14 protein-coding genes are annotated in these 20,100 nt (G+C 73.8%); 6 read left to right on the forward strand and 8 right to left on the reverse strand.

The features are described from left to right. Positions 1-42 precede the first annotated feature (42 nt). From Q0994_RS08865 to Q0994_RS08890, 6 genes are read right to left on the reverse strand one after another with little or no spacing between them, the layout of a single operon-like run. Entirely contained in the window at positions 43-1,248 is a 1,206-nt protein-coding gene (locus Q0994_RS08865) for a CaiB/BaiF CoA-transferase family protein (RefSeq protein ID WP_299531211.1), read from the reverse strand. After that, positions 1,245-2,129, reverse strand: a complete 885-nt coding sequence (rbsK, locus tag Q0994_RS08870; RefSeq protein WP_299531214.1) for a ribokinase — start codon at positions 2,127-2,129, stop codon at positions 1,245-1,247. The genes Q0994_RS08865 and rbsK overlap by 4 nt, the downstream gene beginning before the upstream one ends. Further along, the gene (locus Q0994_RS08875) at positions 2,126-3,493 is read right to left on the reverse strand and encodes an ADP-ribosylglycohydrolase family protein (RefSeq protein ID WP_299531217.1); all 1,368 of its coding nucleotides are present in this window, start codon (positions 3,491-3,493) and stop codon (positions 2,126-2,128) included. The genes rbsK and Q0994_RS08875 overlap by 4 nt, the downstream gene beginning before the upstream one ends. Further along, the gene (locus Q0994_RS08880) at positions 3,490-4,674 is read right to left on the reverse strand and encodes an ADP-ribosylglycohydrolase family protein (RefSeq protein ID WP_299531219.1); all 1,185 of its coding nucleotides are present in this window, start codon (positions 4,672-4,674) and stop codon (positions 3,490-3,492) included. The genes Q0994_RS08875 and Q0994_RS08880 overlap by 4 nt, the downstream gene beginning before the upstream one ends. Next, complete coding sequence (locus tag Q0994_RS08885) at positions 4,619-5,884, reverse strand: ADP-ribosylglycohydrolase family protein (RefSeq protein ID WP_299531221.1); 1,266 nt, start codon at positions 5,882-5,884, stop codon at positions 4,619-4,621. The genes Q0994_RS08880 and Q0994_RS08885 overlap by 56 nt, the downstream gene beginning before the upstream one ends. Continuing rightward, the gene (locus Q0994_RS08890; RefSeq protein ID WP_299531224.1) at positions 5,881-7,479 is read right to left on the reverse strand and encodes an ADP-ribosylglycohydrolase family protein; all 1,599 of its coding nucleotides are present in this window, start codon (positions 7,477-7,479) and stop codon (positions 5,881-5,883) included. The genes Q0994_RS08885 and Q0994_RS08890 overlap by 4 nt, the downstream gene beginning before the upstream one ends. 272 nt (positions 7,480-7,751) lie before the next feature. On the opposite strand from Q0994_RS08890, the gene Q0994_RS08895 reads away from it, so the two are divergent. The 3 genes from Q0994_RS08895 (at position 7,752) to Q0994_RS08905 (ending at position 14,925) form a co-directional block, all read left to right on the forward strand. Next, complete coding sequence (locus Q0994_RS08895) at positions 7,752-8,486, forward strand: VIT1/CCC1 transporter family protein (protein WP_299531226.1); 735 nt, start codon at positions 7,752-7,754, stop codon at positions 8,484-8,486. A 426-nt stretch (positions 8,487-8,912) separates the two neighbouring features. Then, positions 8,913-13,472 (forward strand): glutamate synthase large subunit, encoded by a 4,560-nt coding sequence (gene gltB / locus Q0994_RS08900; protein ID WP_299531228.1) that lies wholly within the window; start codon positions 8,913-8,915, stop codon positions 13,470-13,472. After that, positions 13,465-14,925, forward strand: a complete 1,461-nt coding sequence (locus Q0994_RS08905; RefSeq protein ID WP_299531230.1) for a glutamate synthase subunit beta — start codon at positions 13,465-13,467, stop codon at positions 14,923-14,925. Before gltB ends, Q0994_RS08905 begins: the two co-directional genes overlap by 8 nt. Before the next feature lie 157 nt (positions 14,926-15,082). Here Q0994_RS08905 and Q0994_RS08910 read toward each other — a convergent pair whose 3' ends face one another. Next, entirely contained in the window at positions 15,083-15,985 is a 903-nt protein-coding gene (locus Q0994_RS08910; protein ID WP_299531233.1) for a rhomboid family intramembrane serine protease, read from the reverse strand. 233 nt (positions 15,986-16,218) lie between these two features. On the opposite strand from Q0994_RS08910, the gene Q0994_RS08915 reads away from it, so the two are divergent. The 3 genes from Q0994_RS08915 to Q0994_RS08925 all read left to right on the forward strand — a co-directional run bounded on the left by Q0994_RS08915 (position 16,219) and on the right by Q0994_RS08925 (position 19,601). Further along, entirely contained in the window at positions 16,219-16,956 is a 738-nt protein-coding gene (locus tag Q0994_RS08915; protein ID WP_299531236.1) for a VWA domain-containing protein, read from the forward strand. A gap of 551 nt (positions 16,957-17,507) precedes the next feature. Then, a complete protein-coding gene (locus Q0994_RS08920; protein WP_003969786.1) occupies positions 17,508-17,711 on the forward strand; it encodes a cold-shock protein in 204 nt (67 codons plus the stop codon). Between the two features lie 201 nt (positions 17,712-17,912). Beyond that, complete coding sequence (locus tag Q0994_RS08925) at positions 17,913-19,601, forward strand: DEAD/DEAH box helicase (protein ID WP_299531282.1); 1,689 nt, start codon at positions 17,913-17,915, stop codon at positions 19,599-19,601. A gap of 414 nt (positions 19,602-20,015) precedes the next feature. On the opposite strand, the gene Q0994_RS08930 is transcribed toward Q0994_RS08925, so the two are convergent. Further along, a partial coding sequence (locus Q0994_RS08930) for a carbohydrate-binding domain-containing protein (protein ID WP_299531351.1) occupies positions 20,016-20,100 on the reverse strand: 85 nt, incomplete at its 5' end.

Below are 20,100 nucleotides of genomic sequence, written 5' to 3' on the forward strand. Positions count from 1 at the left end.
GGGCGGTGTGCGGCGGGGCGGCCGGGCGGTCCGCGGACGCCGTCACAGGGCGCCCTGCTCGCGCAGCGCCGCGACCCGGTCCCCGTCGTAGCCGAGGCCGGCCAGGATCTCCTCGGTGTCCGCGCCGTGCGGCCGGCCCGCCCAGCGGATGGATCCCGGCGTCCCGGAGAGCCGGAACAGCACGTTCTGCATGCGCAGCGGTCCGAGCTCCGGGTCGTCCACCTTGGTCACCGAGTCCAGCGCCCGGTACTGCGGGTCCTCCATCACGTCCCGCACGTCGTGGATGGGCGCGATCGCCGCCTCCGCCTTCTCGAACGCGGCGAGCGCGTCCTCCCGGCTGTGCCGCGCGATCCAGTCGCCGACCGCCCGGTCCAGTTCCTCGGCGTGCTCGGCCCGCGTCGAGCCGGCCGCGAACCACGGCTCCTCGATCAGCTCCGGCCGCCCCACGAGCCGCATCACCCGCTCCGCGACCGACTGCGCCGAGGTGGAGACGGCCACCCAGTGGCCGTCCCGGGTGCGGTAGGTGTTGCGCGGCGCGTTGTTGCGCGACCGGTTGCCGGTGCGCGGCTGCACGTACCCGAGCTGGTCGTACCAGGTCGGCTGCGGCCCCAGCACCGTCAGGATCGGTTCGATGATCGCCATGTCGACCACCTGCCCCTGCCCGGTGCGGTCCCGTCCCGCCAGCGCCGTCATCACGGCGTACGCGGTGGCGAGCGCGGCGATGGAGTCGGCGAGGCCGAACGGCGGCAGGGTCGGCGGCCCGTCCGGCTCCCCGGTGATCGCGGCGAAGCCGCTCATCGCCTCCGCGAGGGTGCCGAAGCCGGGGCGGTGGGCGTACGGGCCGAACTGGCCGAAGGCGGTGACCCGGGTGAGGACGAGACGCGGGTTGACGGCCCGCAGCTCCTCCCATCCGAGGCCCCAGCGCTCCAGCGTGCCGGGACGGAAGTTCTCGATCACCACGTCGGTCCCGGCGACCAGTCGCAGCAGCACCTCCCGGCCGCCGGGGCTCGACAGGTCGAGGGTCAGATTGCGCTTGTTGCGGCCCAGCAGTTTCCACCACAGGCCGACCCCGTCCTTGGCGGGGCCGTGGCCGCGCGAGGGATCGGGCTTGCGCGGGTGCTCGACCTTGATGACCTCCGCGCCGAAGTCACCGAGCATGGTGGCCGCGAGCGGCCCGGCGAAGAGGGTGGCGAGGTCCAGGACCCGCAGGCCGGACAGGGGAGGGGTGCGGGGCGGGGGAGGCGTCATGAGGCATCGATCTCGCTTCGGAACGGCATGGAGGTGGACGCGCCGTGCTTCTGCACGCAGAGCGCGGCGGCCGACGAGGCCCAGGCCACCGCCTCGGCGACGGGCCGGCCCTCGCCCAGCGCCACGGCGAGGGTGCCGACGAAGGTGTCGCCGGCGCCGGTGGTGTCGACGGCGGTCACCTCGGGGGCGGGGAACAGGACGGGCTCGCCGCCGCGGGCCGCGTAGAGGCAGCCCTTGGAGCCGAGGGTGATGATGATCTCGGGGACCTGCCGCAACAGGATCTCGGCGGCGGCGTGCGGGTCGTCGTACCCGGACAGTGCGGCCGCCTCGTGCTCGTTGGGGATCAACAGGTCCACGTGGTCCAGGAGTTCGTCCGGCAGGGGCTGCACCGGAGACGGCGTCAGCAGCGTCCGGACGCCCTGCGCGTGGGCCGCCCGGGCACCCTCCACCACCGCGGACAGCGGCAGTTCGAGCTGGAGCAGCAGCAGGTCGGCGGCGGCGACGGCGGCGATCTCGCCCGCGCCGAGCGAGGTGACCGTGCCGTTCGCGCCGGGGATCACCACGATCGCGTTGGCGCCCTCGTCGTCCACCGTGATGTGCGCGGTCCCGCTCGGCCCGTCGGCGGTGTGCAGCAGGTCGGTGTCGATGCCCGCGTGCTCCAGGCCGGCCCGCAGTTCGGCGCCGAAGGCGTCGGCGCCGACCGCGCCGATCATCACCACCTCGCCGCCCGCACGGGCGGCGGCCATCGCCTGGTTGGCGCCCTTGCCGCCGGGGACCGTGCGGAACTCCCTCCCGGTGACCGTCTCGCCGAGGGCGGGGGCCCGGGGGACGTAGGCGACCAGGTCCATATTGGTGCTGCCGAGCACCGCGATGCCGGTCATGGGCGGAGAGCCTCCTGATAGGTCTGTTCGGCGAGCGTGTCGAAGCCCGTGCCGTCGAACCCGGTGACGGACGTGGCGAGGCGGTTCTTCAGCGGGGCGGTCCAGCGCTCCGGCAGCGCCGAGGCCCGGCCGGCCAGCAGCCCGGCGAGCGAACCCGCCGTCGCCCCGTTGGAGTCGGTGTCCCAGCCGCCGGAGACCGCATACCCGACGGAGCGCGTGAAGTCACCGTCGGCGCGGGTGAGGGCGGCGGCCAGCAGCGCCGCGTTGGGCAGCACGTGCACCCAGTGATGGGTGGCCGCGTAGGCGGCGTGCAGCCGGTCGACGACCGCGTCGAAGCCGGTCTCCTCGCGGGCGGCGGCGATGCCGAGCCGGACGGCGGCGGCGTACCGCGAACGCGGCGGCACCACGCGGAGCCCGGCGGCCAGCGCGGCGTGCACGTCGGCCCCGCCGCCGGCCGCCTCGGCGAGCGCCGCGGCGGTGAACATCGCCCCGTAGACGCCGTTCGCGGTGTGGGTGAGGACCGCGTCCCGGTGCACCTGGGCGGCGGCCGCCGCCGGGTCGCCGGGGTGGGTCCAGCCGTGCACGTCGGCCCGGATCTGCGCGCCGATCCACTCCCGGAACGGGTTGCGCAGCCGGGCCGTGTCCGGCGGTTCGACGCCCGCCAGCAGATTGCGGTACGCGACCCGTTCGGCGGTGAAGACGCGGCCGGCCGGCAGTTCGTCCAGCCAGAGCGAGGCCACGTCGCCGGTGGTGAAGCCCCGCCCGTGACGGCGCAGCAGCAGCAGCGCCAGCAGCGGGAAGTTGAGGTCGTCGTCCTCCGGCATCCCGTCGATGTTCTCGGCCAGCGAGGTGGGGCCCGAGCGCCGGTTCCACGGGTGGGCGGCCAGCAGCGCCGGGTCCACCCCGCGGGCGGTGAACCAGTCGGCCACCGGCCAGTTGCCGGTGGCCCGGCCCAGCGCCCGGATGCCCTCCAGCGGCAGCTTCTCCACCGGCTTCCCGAGCAGGCATCCCGCCGCCCGCCCGAGCCACGCGGCGTGCAGCCGGTCGGGGTCGGCGGCCTTCGCTCCGTTGCGCGGCGCTGGCCAGTCGGGGCAGGCGGCCCGGATCTCCGCCAGCCCGGTCGGCTCGTCGACCTCCGAAGGGGCGGGCAGCAACGCCAGCTCGTCCAGCAGCTCCCCGGCCAGCGCCCGCAGCGCCGGGGAGGCCCAGGGAGTGGAAGCGCCCGCGCGTTCCGGCGCGTCCCTGCCCCCGGCGGCGTACCACCGGCGCGCGACGTCCGCGGCGTCCCGGCCGTCCTGCGCGGCCTGCCGCAACTCGTGTCCGACCAGGTCCTCGGGCTGGGCCCAGGTCAGCCGGACGTTCACCGGCCACCCGCCAGGGCCTCGAACGCCGCCTCGTGGGTGCGGCGGCGGGCGCAGTCGCGGGCGAAGACCTCCCGGGCCACCTGCGCCAGCGTCCGGGCCGGTGCGCGCAGGTCGAGCCGGCTGCCCTCGGCGACCGCGTCGGCCCACTCGGCGGGTACGTCCGCCTCCCCGCGCAGGGCGCCGGCGATCGCCCCGCCCATGGTGGCGATCGAGTCGCAGTCCCGGCCGTAGTTCACCGAACCGAGCACCGTCCGGCGGAAGTCGCCGTCCCCGACCAGCAGCATCCCGAGCGCCACCGGCAGCTCCTCGATGGCGTGCAGCCGGGACGGCCGCCGGGCCCCCAGCGAGGGCGCCCGGTAGTCGGGTCCCACCGTGTCGAACGGTTCCACCGCCTCCCGCAGCGGCGCCAGCGCCGCCTCGAAGTCGTCGTACCGCACGGCCACTTCGCACACCGCGTCGATCGCGGACCGGGTGCCGTCCTTCGCCAGCGCCAGGCACGCCTCCACCACCCGGTCGGGCGTCGCCCCCGGGGCGCAGGCGGCGGCGACCGCCGCGGCGAACACCCCGGCCGCCTCCCGCCCGTAGCTCGACTGGTGCGGCGCCGCGATCTCCAGCGCCTCGGCGTACGCGGCCTCCGGATGGCCCGCGTTCACCAGGCCCACCGGCGCCATGTACATCGCCGCACCGCAGTTGACGATGTTGCCCGACCCGGCCTCGCGCGGGTCGACGTGCCCGTAGTGCAACCGGGCGACCAGCCACTTCTCGGCGAGGAAGATCCGTTGCAGCGGCAGCGCCTCGGCCTCCAGCTCCGGGATCCAGCGGGGGTTCGACAGCAGGTCGGGGACGAGGTGCCGGGCCACGGCGTACGCGTCGAGGTGGTCGCGGACCGTGCCGTACACCCGCACCAGCGCATGGGTCATCAAGGTGTCGTCGGTGACGTGGCCGTCGCCCTTGTGGTACGGCGCGATCGGGCGCGCGGTGCGCCACTCGTCGCCGTGCCACGGGCCGACGATCCCGTTCACCCGGCCGCCGTGGCGCTCCACGATCTGCTCGGGGGTCCAGCCTTCGACCGGGCCCCCGAGGGCGTCGCCGACGGCGGCGCCGACGAGGGCGCCGGTGATGCGGTCATCGAGGGTGAGCGTGCCGACCGCGGGACGAGGAGTAACCGTTGTGGACGTCATGGGCGAATTGTCCCCCAGCGGCGGCCGGTTCCGTGGCTGCGAGCAGCCCGGCGAGTTCGATCAGATCCGTCCCCGCGAACCGGGGCAGCGCGCACCCCGCGAGGATGCGGCACGCCTCCCGCCAGCCCGAGGGCACGGTGCCGATCCCGCCGAGCGCACCGGTCAGCGCCCCGGCCAGGGCGGGCGCGGAGTCGGCGACCCGCGACAGGCAGGCGGCGGCGGGCACCGCCTGGGCGATCTCGCCGCGGGCCGCCGTGGCCAGGGCGAGGGCCACCGGCACGGTCTCGGCGGCGGCGATCCCGTAGCTGTAGACGTGGTCGACGATCTGGTGCTCCAGCACCGGGACGAGCGAGAACGCCCCGGCGGGCTCACCGGCGAAGTCCCGTGCCAGGCGGACCGCGTGGACGGCGTTGCGGGCGATCTCGGTCCCCTCGGGGAGCTGCGCGAGCGCCGCGTCCACCGCCGCGGTCACATCGCCGCCCGCCAGCGCCATGGCCACGGCGGCGGCGATCGCCCGCGCCCCGTGCACCCCGTCGCCGTCCTGGGTGTAGCGCGCGTCGAACTCGGCGAGCGAGGCCGCCCGGTCCGGGTCACCGATGTGCACCACCGCGAGCACCGCCGCCCGCACGCAGGCCGCGTCGTCGAAGTAGTGCGGATTGTCGTGACCGGTGGCGGGCGGCCGCAGCCCTGCCGCCAGATTCCCGAGCCCCGCGCGTACGGAGATCCGCGCGCGCAGCGGCAGTACCGCCGCCTCCACCTCGGGCGCCCGGTCGCTGGCGGCCGCGACCTTCGCGGCCAGCGCGTTCCACGCCCGGTCCACCGCGTCGCGGGTGCGCCGCGCGGGGGAGAGGCCGTGCGCCTCGTCCGCGGCGGCCGCCAGCACCGTCCCGGCGGCGAACGCGGCCCATTCGGCGTCGTCGGAGGGGCCGAGCCGCAGCGGTTCCGGCGGCTGGTTCAGCGCGATCGGGACCGGCAGCGTGGTGGTCGCGTTCAGCTCGGCGAAGGTGTCCAGTTCGCGGGTGAGCCGGCGGGTCCACTCCGGCATCCGGGCCGCCCGGTGGCGGGCGGCGGGCCAGCCGGCCGCGTCCCCGGACGCCAGGCCGAGCAGCAGCCCCTCGATCCGGGCCCGCGTCGAGGGGGCGGTCCGCGCGGCGGTGCGGGGGCGGGCGGTGGCGGCGCGCTCCCCGGTCCCGGTGCGTGCCGTGCTCATCGCAACGCCCCCTCGCGGGAGCCGAGGCCGGTGCGCGCCGGGCCGGCGGGTGCCGGTTCCGGCTGCTCCGGGTGTCCCTGACCGCTGTCCTCCGTCGCGTCCCGCGGGCCCTCGGGACGTTCGGCATCCGGATCCGGCGCGTCCCCGCCCTCGGCCCGCCGCATCGCCGCCCGCGCCCGCACCCGCCGCTCCCCGCCCCGGCCGGCCCCCGTCGCCGCGGTCCCCGCAGCGGCCGGAGTCTCCGTAGCGGCCGTGGTCCCCGGCGACGCGACCGGAGCGCCGGAGGCGGTGGCCGTGGTACCCGAAGCGGCCGTGGTGCGCGCAACGGCCCCGGTACCCGAAGTTGCCACGGCCCTCGAAACGACCGAGGCCCTCGAAGCGACCGAGGCCCCCGAAACGGCCGGAGCGCCGACGTCCCCCGAGGCCCTCGGGCCGACCGGAACCCCGGACGCGCCCGAGCCCCCGCCGCCCGCCGCTCCGGGCCGCCCCGCCGTCCCGTCCGCCGCGACCGCCGCCGCCCCGCGCCCCGCCCCGACCGTCCGCCCGTCCGGCAGCGGGTCCGTCCCGTCCGCCCCGGCCGTCCGCCCGTCCGCCGCGTCCGGGCCCGTGCCGTGCTCGCCCGCCTCCGTCAGCAGGTCCGCCACGTCGAGCACGTGGTACCCGCGCATCGACGGCAGGCAGCTGCCCCGGACCGGGCCGATCGCCGACGCCCACTCCTCGGGGATGGCGCCGACGCCCTGCGCCGCGCCCGCCAGCGCCCCGGCGACCGCCGCCGTGGTGTCCGCGTCGCGGCCCATGTTCACCGCCATCAGCACCGCCGCGCGGAAGTCGCCGCGCGCCGCGGTGAACGCCCCGAAGGCCAGCCCCACCGCCTCCGGCGCCAGGTCCGTCCAGGGGTAGCCGCCGATCACCACCGCCGACCGGACCGCGCGCTCCGCGGTCAGCCGGTCCGGGTGGGGCCGCTGGGCGGCCGTCACCGCCCGGCGCAGCGACCGGGCGGTCCAGGAGTCCATCGGCACCACCGACAGCGCGGCCGCGATCACCGAGGCGGGTCCGGCCCCCACCATCGCCGCCGCCACCCCCGCCGCGACCGCCTGCCCGCCGTAGATGCCCTCGCCGTCGTGGCTGACCTGCCCGTCGACCGCGACCAGCCGCGCCGCCTCCGCGGGCCGGCCCGCCGCGAACACCCCGAACGGGGCCGCCCGCATGGCGAGGCCGTCGCTCCAGGCGTGCCGGTGCTGCGCCGAGATCGGTGCGGCCAGCCCCCGCCGCAGGTTCTCCAGCGTGCCGCGCTCGCTGAACCCGGCGCCCCGGAACGGCCCCTCGTCCAGATCCGCGATCCAGTGGTGCCAGGCACGGTCGACGTCCGCCACGGTGAGGTCCGAACCGTGCCGGGCCAGCAGCAGGCCCGAGAAGATCGCGTACTCCGTGTCGTCGGTGCCCGCGGGGTCGTCGCTGACGAACCCCTCGATCCGCCCCCACCGCCGGCGGATCTCCGAGGGCCGCAGATTCTCCGCCGGCGCGCCGAGCGCGTCCCCCACGGCGAGCCCGAGCAGCGCGCCCCTGCCCCGGTCCTTGCCCGCGATCGGTTCCATGGATCAGATCCTTCGTTCGTACACGATTCGCCCCCCGTCGGATTTGTCCCACGCGAGCTGCCGGGCAAGGCCGTCCGGTCGCATAAAAGGGCCAGTCGGATGACGGCGGCGACCGCGTGTCCCGGCACTTCGGCAAGGCGTTCCTTACCTGGTCAGAGGGCAGGTAAGGACGGCCTGCCTTGCTGGCGGGGGCCGTTTTTCGCGCGTACTTTCGAACTCGTCGGACGGTGGTGGAACGCCTGCTCCCACCGCCGGATACACACGGGAGAGCCATGTCCATCATCGAGACCGACGCCGTCCTGCACGAGGCGCACCGCGACAACCACACCCACCGCGACGTCAACGGCGGCTGGCTGCGTCCGGCGGTGTTCGGCGCGATGGACGGCCTGGTCTCCAACCTCGCCCTGATGACGGGCGTGGCGGGCGGCGACGTCTCGCACCGGACGATCGTGATCACCGGTCTCGCGGGCCTGGCCGCGGGCGCCTTCTCGATGGCGGCGGGGGAGTACACCTCGGTGGCCTCGCAGCGCGAGCTGGTGGAGGCGGAACTCGACGTCGAGCGCCGTGAGTTGCGCAAGCACCCCAAGGACGAGATGCGCGAACTGGCCGACTTGTACGTCTCCCGGGGCGTCGAGCCCGCCCTGGCCACGGAGGTCGCCCGGCAGCTGTCGGCCGACCCGGAGCAGGCGCTGGAGATCCACGCCCGCGAGGAGCTGGGCATCGATCCCGGCGACCTGCCGTCGCCGCTGGTCGCCGCCGCCTCCTCGTTCGGGGCGTTCGCCCTGGGCGCGCTGCTGCCGGTGCTGCCCTTCCTGCTGGGCGCGACGGCCCTGTGGCCGGCGGTGCTGCTGGCGCTTCTCGGGCTGTTCGGCTGCGGCGCGGTGGTCGCCCGGGTCACCGCTCGGAGCTGGTGGTTCAGCGGTCTGCGGCAGCTCCTGCTCGGCGGCACCGCCGCGGCGCTCACCTACGGCCTGGGCGCGCTGTTCGGCGTGGCGGTGGGCGGCTGACGCCGGTCGTGCGGGCGGTCGGGCGCGTGACAGCAGAAGGCGCAGAAAGCAAGGCGCAACAGTCCTGAAACGTGTGTGACGTTCATCCTGGCGGTCGCCTCTGGGCGGAAACCGTCGCGCGGACGTAAAATGAGACTGTATGCAGGGCACTACATAAGTAATCGTTACCCGACGGTTTCGATTCCTTTGCCGTTGGGCATGAGCCGTAGACACGCGGGCAACGACGCCTGCTCTCTGTGCTCCGAGGCGCCGATCCGCCGGTCGGTGACCCCCCAACTGCCGACTGTCGCAGTCGATGTCCGCATGTTGGAATGGGCTATCCGCTTCCCGAGAAGCGCCTTCATTATGTAACCTGCACGAAATTTCGCAGAGGGCCAACGTCGTCCCTCGGCACTTGCATATGCCACGACGACGACGGGAGAGCCCATGCGTTCCGACGCCTGGTCGCCCATGGACGGTCGCCCCGCCCAGCAGGGTATGTACGACCCCCGTAACGAACACGACGCCTGCGGTGTCGGGTTCGTGGCCACTCTGACGGGTGTGGCCAGCCATGAGCTGGTCGAGCAGGCGTTGACCGTACTGCGCAACCTCGAACACCGCGGCGCCACCGGATCCGAGCCCGACTCGGGCGACGGCGCCGGCATCCTGCTCCAGGTCCCCGACGCCTTCCTGCGCGACGAGACCGCCTTCGACCTCCCCGAGGCCGGCGGCTACGCGGTCGGCATCGCCTTCCTCCCCGCCGACGACCCCGCCGCGGCCGTGCGGAAGATCGAGAAGCTCGCCGCCGAGGAGCACCTCGACGTCCTCGGCTGGCGCGAGGTCCCGGTGGCCCCCGCTCTCCTCGGCAACGGCGCCCGCGCCACCATGCCGGAATTCCGGCAGGTCTTTGTCGCCGACGGCCACAGCACCGGCATCGTGCTCGACCGCAAGGCGTTCGTGCTGCGCAAGCGCGCCGAGCGGGAGGCCGGGGTGTACTTCCCCTCGCTCTCCTCGCGCACCCTCGTCTACAAGGGCATGCTCACCACCGGCCAGCTGGAGCCGTTCTTCCCCGACCTCTCCGACCGCCGGTTCGCCACCGCCGTCGCCCTGGTCCACTCGCGCTTCTCCACCAACACCTTCCCCAGCTGGCCGCTCGCACACCCGTACCGCTTCGTCGCGCACAACGGCGAGATCAACACGGTCAAGGGCAACCGCAACTGGATGAAGGCCCGCGAGTCCCAGCTCGCCTCACGCCTCTTCGGCGACGCGGACCTCGACCGGATCTTCCCCGTCTGCACCCCGGACGCCTCCGACTCCGCCTCCTTCGACGAGGTCCTGGAGCTGCTCCACCTCGCCGGCCGGTCACTGCCCCACTCGGTGCTGATGATGGTCCCCGAGGCGTGGGAGAACCACGACTCCATGGACCCCGCCCGCCGGGCGTTCTACCAGTACCACGCGACGATGATGGAGCCCTGGGACGGCCCCGCCTGCGTCACCTTCACCGACGGCGTCCAGGTCGGCGCGGTCCTCGACCGCAACGGTCTGCGCCCCGGCCGCTACTGGGTCACCGACGACGGCCTCGTCGTCCTCTCCTCCGAGGTCGGCGTCCTCGACATCGACCCCGCGAAGGTCGTCCGCAAGGGCCGCCTCCAGCCCGGCAAGATGTTCCTCGTCGACACCGCCGAGCACCGCATCGTCGAGGACGACGAGATCAAGGCCGGCCTGGCCGCCCAGCAGCCGTACGAGGAGTGGCTGGAGACCGGCGAGATCGAGCTCGGCGACCTGCCCGAGCGCGAGCACATCGTCCACACCCACGCCTCCGTCACCCGCCGCCAGCAGACCTTCGGCTACACCGAGGAAGAACTCCGCGTCATCCTCGCGCCGATGGCCCGCACCGGCGGCGAGCCGCTCGGCTCCATGGGCACCGACTCGCCCATCGCCGCGCTCTCCGCCCGTCCGCGGCTGCTCTTCGACTACTTCACCCAGCTCTTCGCCCAGGTCACCAACCCGCCGCTGGACGCCATCCGCGAGGAGCTCGTCACCTCGCTGCGCTCCTCGCTCGGCCCGCAGGGCAACATCCTGGAGCCGACCGCCGCGACGTGCCGCAGCGTCACGCTGCCGTTCCCGGTGATCGACAACGACGAGCTCGCCAAGCTGATACACATCAACGCCGACGGCGACATGCCGGGCCTCAAGTCCGCCACGCTCGCCGGCCTCTACCGCGTCAGCGGCGGCGGCGACGCGCTCGCCGCCCGCATCGAGGCCATCTGCACCGAGGTCGACGACGCCATAGAGGACGGCGCCCGCCTCATCGTGCTGTCCGACCGGCACTCCGACGCCGAGCACGCCCCGATCCCGTCGCTGCTGCTCACCTCCGCCGTCCACCACCACCTCATCCGCACCAAGCAGCGCACCCAGGTCGGGCTGCTGGTCGAGGCCGGGGACGTCCGCGAGGTTCACCACGTCGCGCTGCTGATCGGCTACGGCGCCGCCGCGGTCAACCCCTACCTCGCCATGGAGTCCGTCGAGGACCTCGTGCGGGCCGGCACCTTCATCGAGGGCATCGAGCCCGAGCAGGCCATCCGCAACCTGATCTACGGCCTCGGCAAGGGCGTCCTCAAGGTCATGTCCAAGATGGGCATCTCCACCGTCGCCTCCTACCGCGGCGCCCAGGTCTTCGAGGCCGTCGGCCTCGACGAGGCGTTCGTCGCGAAGTACTTCAACGGCACCGCCACCAAGATCGGCGGCGCCGGCCTCGACATCGTCGCCAAGGAGGTAGCGGAGCGCCACACCAAGGCCTACCCCGCCTCCGGCATCGCCGCCTCGCACCGCGCGCTGGAGATCGGCGGCGAGTACCAGTGGCGCCGCGAGGGCGAACCGCACCTGTTCGACCCGGAGACCGTCTTCCGCCTCCAGCACGCCACCCGCAACCGGCGCTACGACATCTTCAAGAAGTACACCGGCCGGGTCAACGAGCAGTCCGAGCGCCTCATGACGCTCCGCGGCCTCTTCGGCTTCGCCTCCGGCCGGACCCCGATCGCGATCGACGAGGTCGAGCCCGTCTCGGAGATCGTCAAGCGGTTCTCCACCGGCGCGATGAGCTACGGCTCCATCTCCGGCGAGGCCCACGAGACGCTCGCCATCGCCATGAACCAGCTCGGCGGCAAGTCGAACACCGGTGAGGGCGGCGAGGACGCCGACCGGCTCCACGACCCGGCGCGCCGCTCGTCCATCAAGCAGGTCGCCTCCGGCCGCTTCGGCGTCACCAGCGAGTACCTGGTCAACGCGGACGACATCCAGATCAAGATGGCGCAGGGCGCCAAGCCCGGCGAGGGCGGTCAGCTCCCCGGCCACAAGGTCTACCCGTGGGTCGCCAAGACCCGCCACTCCACCCCGGGCGTCGGCCTCATCTCGCCGCCCCCGCACCACGACATCTACTCCATCGAAGACCTCGCCCAGCTCATCCACGACCTCAAGAACGCCAACCCGGCGGCCCGCATCCACGTGAAGCTGGTCTCCGAGGTCGGCGTCGGCACGGTCGCGGCCGGCGTCTCCAAGGCCCACGCGGACGTCGTCCTCGTCTCCGGCCACGACGGCGGCACCGGAGCCTCCCCGCTCACCTCCCTGAAGCACGCGGGCGGCCCCTGGGAACTCGGCCTCGCCGAGACCCAGCAGACCCTGCTCCTCAACGGCCTGCGCGACCGCATCGTCGTCCAGACCGACGGCCAGCTGAAGACCGGCCGCGACGTCGTCATCGCCGCGCTCCTCGGCGCCGAGGAGTTCGGCTTCGCCACCGCGCCCCTGGTCGTCTCCGGCTGCGTCATGATGCGCGTCTGCCACCTCGACACCTGTCCGGTCGGCATCGCCACCCAGAACCCGGTGCTCCGCGAGCGGTTCTCCGGCAAGGCCGAGTACATCGTCAACTTCTTCGAGTTCATCGCCGAAGAGGTCCGCGAGATCCTCGCCGAGCTGGGCTTCCGCACCATCGAGGAGGCCGTCGGCCACGCCGAACTCCTCGACACGGACCGCGCGATCACCCACTGGAAGGCCCAGGGCCTCGATCTCGCCCCGCTCTTCCACGTGCCCGAGCTGCCCGAGGGCGCGGTCCGCCACCAGATCCACACCCAGGACCACGGCCTCGCCAAGGCGCTCGACAACGAGCTGATCAAGCTCGCCGCCGACGCCCTCGGCGCCGAGAGCGCCGAAGCGGCCCAGCCGGTCCGCGCCCAGGTCCCGATCCGCAACATCAACCGGACCGTCGGCACCATGCTCGGCCACGAGGTGACCAAGAAGTTCGGCGGTGCGGGCCTGCCCGAGAACACCATCGACATCACCTTCACCGGCTCGGCCGGCCAGTCCTTCGGCGCCTTCCTCCCGGCCGGCGTCACGCTCCGCCTGGAGGGCGACGCCAACGACTACGTCGGCAAGGGCCTCTCCGGCGGCCGCGTCGTGGTCCGCCCCGACCGCGGCGCCGACCACCTCGCCGAGTACTCCACCATCGCGGGCAACACCATCGGCTACGGCGCCACCGGCGGCGAGCTGTTCCTCCGCGGCCGGACCGGCGAACGCTTCTGCGTCCGCAACTCCGGCGCCACCGTCGTCTCCGAAGGCGTCGGCGACCACGGCTGCGAGTACATGACCGGCGGCCACGCCGTCGTCCTCGGCGAGACCGGCCGCAACTTCGCGGCCGGCATGTCCGGCGGCGTCGCGTACGTCATCGACCTCGACCCCGACAACGTCAACGCCGGCAACCTCGGCGCCGTCGAGCAGCTCGACGAGACCGACGTACGGTGGCTGCACGACGTGGTGCGCCGCCACCAGGAGGAGACCGGCTCCACCGTCGCCGAGAAGCTCCTGGCCGAGTGGGACACCGCGGTCACCCGCTTCAGCAAGATCATCCCGTCCACCTACAAGGCAGTGCTCGCCGCCAAGGACGCCGCTGAGCTCGCCGGTCTCTCCGAGCAGGAGACCACCGAGAAGATGATGGAGGCGGCGACCAATGGCTGACCCCAAGGGCTTCCTGACCACCGGCCGCGAGGTCGCCGAGACCCGCCCCGTGGCGGAGCGCGTCAAGGACTGGAACGAGGTCTACGTTCCCGGTTCGCTGCTCCCCATCATCAGCAAGCAGGCGGGCCGCTGCATGGACTGCGGCATCCCGTTCTGCCACCAGGGCTGTCCGCTCGGCAACCTCATCCCCGAGTGGAACGACTTCGCCTACCGCGAGGACTGGACCGCCGCGTCCGAGCGCCTGCACGCCACCAACAACTTCCCCGAGTTCACCGGGCGGCTCTGCCCCGCCCCGTGCGAGTCGGCGTGCGTCCTCGGCATCAACCAGCCGGCCGTCACCATCAAGAACGTCGAAGTCTCCATCATCGACAAGGCGTGGGACAGCGGCGACGTCACCCCGCAGCCGCCCGAGCGCCTGTCCGGCAAGACCGTCGCCGTCATCGGCTCCGGCCCCGCCGGACTCGCCGCCGCCCAGCAGCTCACCCGGGCCGGCCACACCGTGGTCGTGTACGAGCGCGCCGACCGCATCGGCGGACTGCTGCGCTACGGCATCCCCGAGTTCAAGATGGAGAAGTCGCACATCAACCGCCGCATCGAGCAGATGCGCGCGGAGGGCACCAAGTTCCGCACCGGCGTCGAGGTCGGCCGCGACATAGACGCCGCCGCGCTGCGCCGCCGCTACGACGCGGTCGTCGTCGCCGCCGGAGCCACCGTCTCCCGCGACCTGCCCGTCCCCGGCCGCGAGCTGCGCGGCGTCCACTTCGCCATGGAGTACCTGCCGCTCGCCAACAAGGTGCAGGAGGGCGACCTCACCGTCTCCCCGATCACCGCCGCGGGCAAGCACGTCGTCGTCATCGGCGGCGGCGACACCGGCGCCGACTGCGTCGGCACCGCCCACCGCCAGGGCGCCCTCTCGGTCACCCAGCTGGAGATCATGCCCCGGCCCGGCGAGGAGCGGAACGCCAACCAGCCCTGGCCGACCTTCCCCATGCTCTACAAGGTCACCTCCGCGCACGAGGAGGGCGGCGAGCGGCTCTACTCCGTCTCCACCACCCACTTCGAGGGCGACGAGGACGGCAACGTCCAGTCCCTGCACCTCATCGAGGTGGAGTTCAAGGACGGCAAGCTGGAGCAGAAGACCGGCACCGAGCGGGTCGTCCCGGCACAGCTCGTCACCCTCGCCATGGGCTTCACCGGCACCGACCAGGCCAACGGCCTCGTCTCCCAGTTCGGCCTCGGCCTGGACGAGCGCGGCAACATCGCCCGCGACGCCCAGTACGCCACCAACGTCCCCGGCGTCTACGTCGCCGGCGACGCCGGCCGCGGCCAGTCGCTCATCGTCTGGGCGATCGCCGAAGGCCGGTCCGCGGCCCGCGGCGTCGACCGCTTCCTCACCGGGACCAGCGCCCTGCCGGCCCCGGTCCGCCCCACGGACCGCTCCCTGATGGTCTGACCCCTCACCTTCCGGGGCCGGTCCGCCGGCCCCGGGGCAGACGTCCCGTACAACGGCGTACGGAACTGAACGCGGCGCCCACCCAGTCCCCGACCGGACGGTGGGCGCCGTGGCGCGTCCGGGGCCGAACACGGTCCGGCGGGGCCGCCGCGCCGCGTCAGCCGGTCAGCGCGGCCGTCCGCGCCACCACCACGAGCGCCAGCAGCCCCAGCAGCAGCACCCCGCCCAGCGCCTGCACCGGCCCGGTGCGCAGTCGCGGCGGCGCGTACGCCAGGCCCGCCGTCACCAGCGCCCCGGTCAGCAGCCCGCCCAGGTGCCCCTGCCACGAGGTGAACAGGGCCGAGACCACCATCCACAGCAGGAGCCCCGCCAGGAACCGGTTGACCGGCCCCATGTCGTGGTTCAGCCGCCGACTGATCACCCAGAACGCCGCAGCCAGTCCGAAGACCGCCCCGGACGCGCCGACCGTCAGCGTCTCCGGCGCCAGCGCGTACACCAGCACCGAACCGCCCACCGCCGACAGCAGGTACAGCCCCAGGAACCGGGACCGGCCGAGCCGGCCCTCCACCATCCGGCCGAGGTTCCACAGCGCCAGCATGTTGAAGACCAGATGCATCACGCCGAACGACTGGTCGGGCTCCAGGTGCAGGAACGCGCCGGTCAGCAGCCGGTACCACTCACCGCCCGCCACCCCGGTCAGCTCGAACCCCGGCGCGCTCACGCCCTCGTAGTAGTAGAGCGCCCCGTCCGGCCCGGTCAGCACCGCCCCGAGCATCCCGAACCGCTCGACCACCTCGGGGCGCACCACCTCCATGACGTACGCGACCACGTTCAGCGCGATCAGCGCGTACGTCACCACCGGCGTGACGGCGGAGGTCACCGCCCCGCCGAACACGGTGCGCGCCCGGCGCACCGACTGCCGCCCCTCCTTCACGCACCCGGGGCACTGGTGGCCGACCGAGGCCACCGTCATGCAGTCGGTGCATATGGGCCGCTCGCAGCGGACACAGCTCACATACGTCTCGTGGGACGGATGGCGATAACACGCGGCGGCCTCCATGGCCGGCTCCTTCGCTGGGCGTGGCGGTGCGGTCGGCGCGGAACACGGCCCGACGGCGATCAAGATAGCGAGGACGGGGGAGCGCCGGACCCACCGGGGCGTCGGTCCCCGGTTCCCCCGGCCCGCCCCCGGCGCCTACGCTCGCACCGCACACCCCGTCGCCGCGGCCGACGCCCCCTCGCGCGGGACCGGTTGCCGCCCAGGACCCGGCCGACGCCGGGAACGGAGAGAGCATGACCGTCGTACCGGCCGCCCCCGCCATCAGCCTGGAGAAGGTGCGCGACACCGCGCCCGCCCTCGTGGAGCACTACGAGCGCGCCCGGATCTCCCTGGACAAGCACGGGCTGACCGGCCACCGGGCGGCGGTCTACCTCGTGCTCGACCACTCCGGCTCCATGCGGGACTACTACAAGGACGGCAGCGTCCAGGCCTTCGCCGACCGGGTGCTCGGCCTGTCCGCACACCTCGACGACGACGGCCGCGTCCCGGTGGTCTTCTTCTCCACCGACGTGGACGCCGTCACCGACATCTCCCTCGACGACCACCGCGGCCGGATCGACCGCGTCGTGGCCGGCCTCGGCCACATGGGCAGGACCAGCTACCACCTCGCCATGGACACCGTCATCGACCACTACCTCGACAGCGGTTCCACCGATCCCGCCCTCGTGGTCTTCCAGACGGACGGCGGCCCGACCGACAAACCCGCCGCCGAGCGCTACCTCTGCAAGGCGGCCGAACTCCCCCTCTTCTGGCAGTTCGTCGGCTTCGGCAACACCCGCAGCACCCAGTTCGACTTCCTGCGCAAGCTGGACGAACTCCCCGTCCCCGCCCGCCGCGCCGTCGACAACGCCGGCTTCTTCCACGCCGGCGCCGACCCGCGCGCCGTCCCGGACGCGGAGTTCTACGACCGGCTGGTGTCCGTGTTCCCGCACTGGCTCACCGCCGCCCGCGCCCGCGGGATCGTCCGCTGACCCCACGCGCGCCGACGGCGGTGACGGGCGGCGCGGGGCCGGGACGCCGCGGGGGAGGGGCCGTGACGGGCGGGCCACCCGTACGGCCCAGTCCCCTCGGCGGATTCCGTGGTTCCGGGCATCGCGGGGCAGGGCGCGGGCAGGGCGTGCGCCGGAGCGCGGCACCGCCCGTGCGGGTGAGACCGGGCACCGCCCGCACCACCCGGCCGCCGCCCGCACCGCCGACCGGTCCCGCCCCGCCATGGCTCCCACCTGCGCGGCCCCGCCCCGGCCCCGTACGCCTGGGTCGCGCCGCCCTCCGTCCGGCCACCCGGCGCGCGCCGCGAAAAATCTTCGACATCCCGGCGCGTCCGATCCCGCCACGGGCCGGGACGACGTGCTACGGTAGTGGCGTTGCAGTTTTGGTACCCATGAACTTTATGTGCGCCTGACGGGAATGCTTCCTCAGGCGCATTATTGTTTTGCCGGCTTTCTCCGGGTGGGGCTCAATGCGGCGACTTGGAATTCGTAAAGTGCGGATTTCCGGCACTGCACCTCTTAAGGAGAACGACATGGCTACTGGAACCGTGAAGTGGTTCAACTCGGAAAAGGGCTTCGGCTTCATCGAGCAGGACGGCGGCGGCGCCGACGTCTTCGCCCACTACTCCAACATCGCCACCTCGGGCTTCCGTGAGCTCCAGGAGGGCCAGAAGGTCTCCTTCGACGTCACGCAGGGCCAGAAGGGCCCGCAGGCGGAGAACATCGTCCCGGCCTAATCGCCCGGACGCGTACCTCGCAACCGGGGCCCGCACCGTGAAGGTGCGGGCCCCGGTTTGTGTTGTCTGCGGACACCGCCGTCCGGACGACACCCTTTCTTCGGACCCTTCCCGCTTCGTGCCGCATCCTGGGGCGCACGTCAAGCAGTCCGACGCATCACACGGCAATCCCCCCAGGACATTTCCAGGAGGGCACTCCGTATGACCCGCTTCGAACGCCAGGACCGGTCCGATCGCCAGGACCGCCCCGCACGCACCCGCCCCGTCCGCGGACGCGGCCAGGCCCAGGCTCCGGCCGGCGGCGGCCAGTCCCGGGGCGGCGGCCGAGGCGCCGCCAAGGCCCCGGCCCGTCGCAAGCCCGCCCAGACCGGCGAGTTCGCGCTGCCCGAGACGCTCACCCCCGCGCTGCCGTCCGTCGACGCGTTCGACGCGCTCGACGTGCCCGCGGCGCTGCTGAAGACCCTCGCCGCGCAGGGCGTCACCGCCCCGTTCCCCATCCAGGGCGCCACGCTGCCGAACTCGCTCGCCGGCCGCGACATCCTCGGCCGCGGACGCACCGGCTCCGGCAAGACCCTCGCCTTCGGCCTCGCCCTGCTGGCCCGCACCGCCGGCCGCCGCAGCGAGCCCCGCGCCCCGCTGGCGCTCGTCCTGGTCCCCACCCGTGAGCTGGCCCAGCAGGTCACCGACGCCCTCACCCCGTACGCCACCGCCGTGAACCTGCGGATGGCCACCGTCGTCGGCGGCATGTCGATCACCAAGCAGTCCGCCACCCTGCGCCGCGGCGCGGAGGTCGTCGTGGCGACCCCCGGCCGGCTGAAGGACCTCATCGAGCGCGGCGACTGCCGCCTGGACGAGGTCTCCATCACCGTCCTCGACGAGGCCGACCAGATGGCCGACATGGGCTTCATGCCGCAGGTCGTGGCGCTCCTCAAGCAGGTCGAGGAGGACGGCCAGCGGATGCTCTTCTCCGCGACCCTCGACAAGAACATCGACCGCCTGGTCAAGATGTTCCTGACCGACCCGGTCGTCCACTCCGTCGACCCGTCGGCCGGCGCCGTGACCACGATGGAGCACCACGTGCTGCACGTCGCGGACGAGACCGACAAGAAGGCCGTCGCCACCCGGATCGCCGCCCGCGACGGACGCGTGATCATGTTCGTGGACACCAAGCGCGCCGCCGACCGCTTCGCCAAGCGGCTGCTGGCCGCCGGTGTGCACGCCGCGGCCCTGCACGGCGGCCGGTCCCAGCCGCAGCGCAACCGCACCCTGGACCAGTTCAAGAACGGGCAGGTCACCGCGCTGGTCGCGACGAACGTCGCCGCCCGCGGCATCCACGTCGACGACCTCGACCTCGTCGTCAACGTCGACCCGCCCACCGACCACAAGGACTACCTGCACCGGGGCGGGCGCACCGCCCGCGCCGGCGAGTCCGGCAGCGTCGTCACCCTCGTCCTGCCCGAGGAGAAGCGGGAGATGACCCGCCTCATGCAGGACGCCGGCATCGCCCCCGTCACCACCCGGGTGAAGTCCAGCGACGAGGAACTGACCCGCATCACCGGCGCCCGCGAGCCGTCCGGCATCGCGGTCGTCGTCGAGGTCCCGCAGCCGACCCCGCCCAAGCCGCGCACCCGCGGTACCGGCACCGGCGCGGCCCCCGCCCGCTCCGGCAGCCGCGGTCGCGGCCGTCGCGGCGGCAGCGGCAGCGGCGGCCCCGCCGCGACCGTCGGCGCCCAGCGCACCGGCGAGCGCACCGGCGGCGGCCAGCGCACCGGTGAGCAGCGCGGCGAGGGCGGCGGACGCACCGCCGCCCGCCGAGGCGCACCCGCGCGCGGCGGCTCGGCGGCCCGCTCCGGCGGCGCCCCCGCCGCCCGTGGACGCCGCACGGCCTGATCCACCGCCGCACCACAGAGGCTGGGGCCCGGTCGACGCCGTGACACGTGCGTCGGCCGGGCCCCGGCGGCGTCGCCCTCGCGGCGGACCGGCAATCTCTCACCGAACCGGGCAGCCGGCCACCGCCCGGTTCCTGCGCCCGGGTTTGCCGGAGCGCTACCAACGCGGTCCCTGGCGGGAAGCAATGCTTTCCGGCGATCGTCCGGCTCCGGGAGAACGCCCGAAAGGAGTGCATCCCCCGCTTCGGCACCGCGATCCGCCGGATCGTCCGCACCGCCGCTCCCATCGAGTCCATCGACGCGCGGATCCGGGGCCGGCCCTCGGCCGGTCGTCGGGACCGGTCGGGAGCCGGCCCCTCGGCCGGCGTCAGCGGGGGAGGGCGACCGGGCCCGGCGGGGAGCTCCGGGCCGCTTCTCAGCCGGCGCGGACCACGCAGGAGCGGTTGTTCTCCCAGCCCCAGCCGTCACCGTCGGGGTCCGAGGCGCCGGAGACGCAGTAC

This window comes from uncultured Streptomyces sp., assembly GCF_947488945.1.
GTDB lineage: Bacteria > Actinomycetota > Actinomycetes > Streptomycetales > Streptomycetaceae > Streptomyces.

What these genes read in the sequence shown, in the direction of transcription:
- Q0994_RS08880 (WP_299531219.1), bottom strand. Translation starts at nt 4,674, where the DNA reads ATGACGTCCACAACGGTTACTCCTCGTCCCGCGGTCGGCACGCTCACC.
- Q0994_RS08890 (WP_299531224.1), bottom strand. Translation starts at nt 7,479, where the DNA reads ATGGAACCGATCGCGGGCAAGGACCGGGGCAGGGGCGCGCTGCTCGGG.
- Q0994_RS08895 (WP_299531226.1), top strand. Translation starts at nt 7,752, where the DNA reads ATGTCCATCATCGAGACCGACGCCGTCCTGCACGAGGCGCACCGCGAC.
- Q0994_RS08915 (WP_299531236.1), top strand. Translation starts at nt 16,219, where the DNA reads ATGACCGTCGTACCGGCCGCCCCCGCCATCAGCCTGGAGAAGGTGCGC.
- rbsK (WP_299531214.1), bottom strand. Translation starts at nt 2,129, where the DNA reads ATGACCGGCATCGCGGTGCTCGGCAGCACCAATATGGACCTGGTCGCC.
- Q0994_RS08885 (WP_299531221.1), bottom strand. Translation starts at nt 5,884, where the DNA reads ATGAGCACGGCACGCACCGGGACCGGGGAGCGCGCCGCCACCGCCCGC.
- gltB (WP_299531228.1), top strand. Translation starts at nt 8,913, where the DNA reads ATGCGTTCCGACGCCTGGTCGCCCATGGACGGTCGCCCCGCCCAGCAG.
- Q0994_RS08920 (WP_003969786.1), top strand. Translation starts at nt 17,508, where the DNA reads ATGGCTACTGGAACCGTGAAGTGGTTCAACTCGGAAAAGGGCTTCGGC.
- Q0994_RS08865 (WP_299531211.1), bottom strand. Translation starts at nt 1,248, where the DNA reads ATGACGCCTCCCCCGCCCCGCACCCCTCCCCTGTCCGGCCTGCGGGTC.
- Q0994_RS08905 (WP_299531230.1), top strand. Translation starts at nt 13,465, where the DNA reads ATGGCTGACCCCAAGGGCTTCCTGACCACCGGCCGCGAGGTCGCCGAG.
- Q0994_RS08910 (WP_299531233.1), bottom strand. Translation starts at nt 15,985, where the DNA reads ATGGAGGCCGCCGCGTGTTATCGCCATCCGTCCCACGAGACGTATGTG.
- Q0994_RS08925 (WP_299531282.1), top strand. Translation starts at nt 17,913, where the DNA reads ATGACCCGCTTCGAACGCCAGGACCGGTCCGATCGCCAGGACCGCCCC.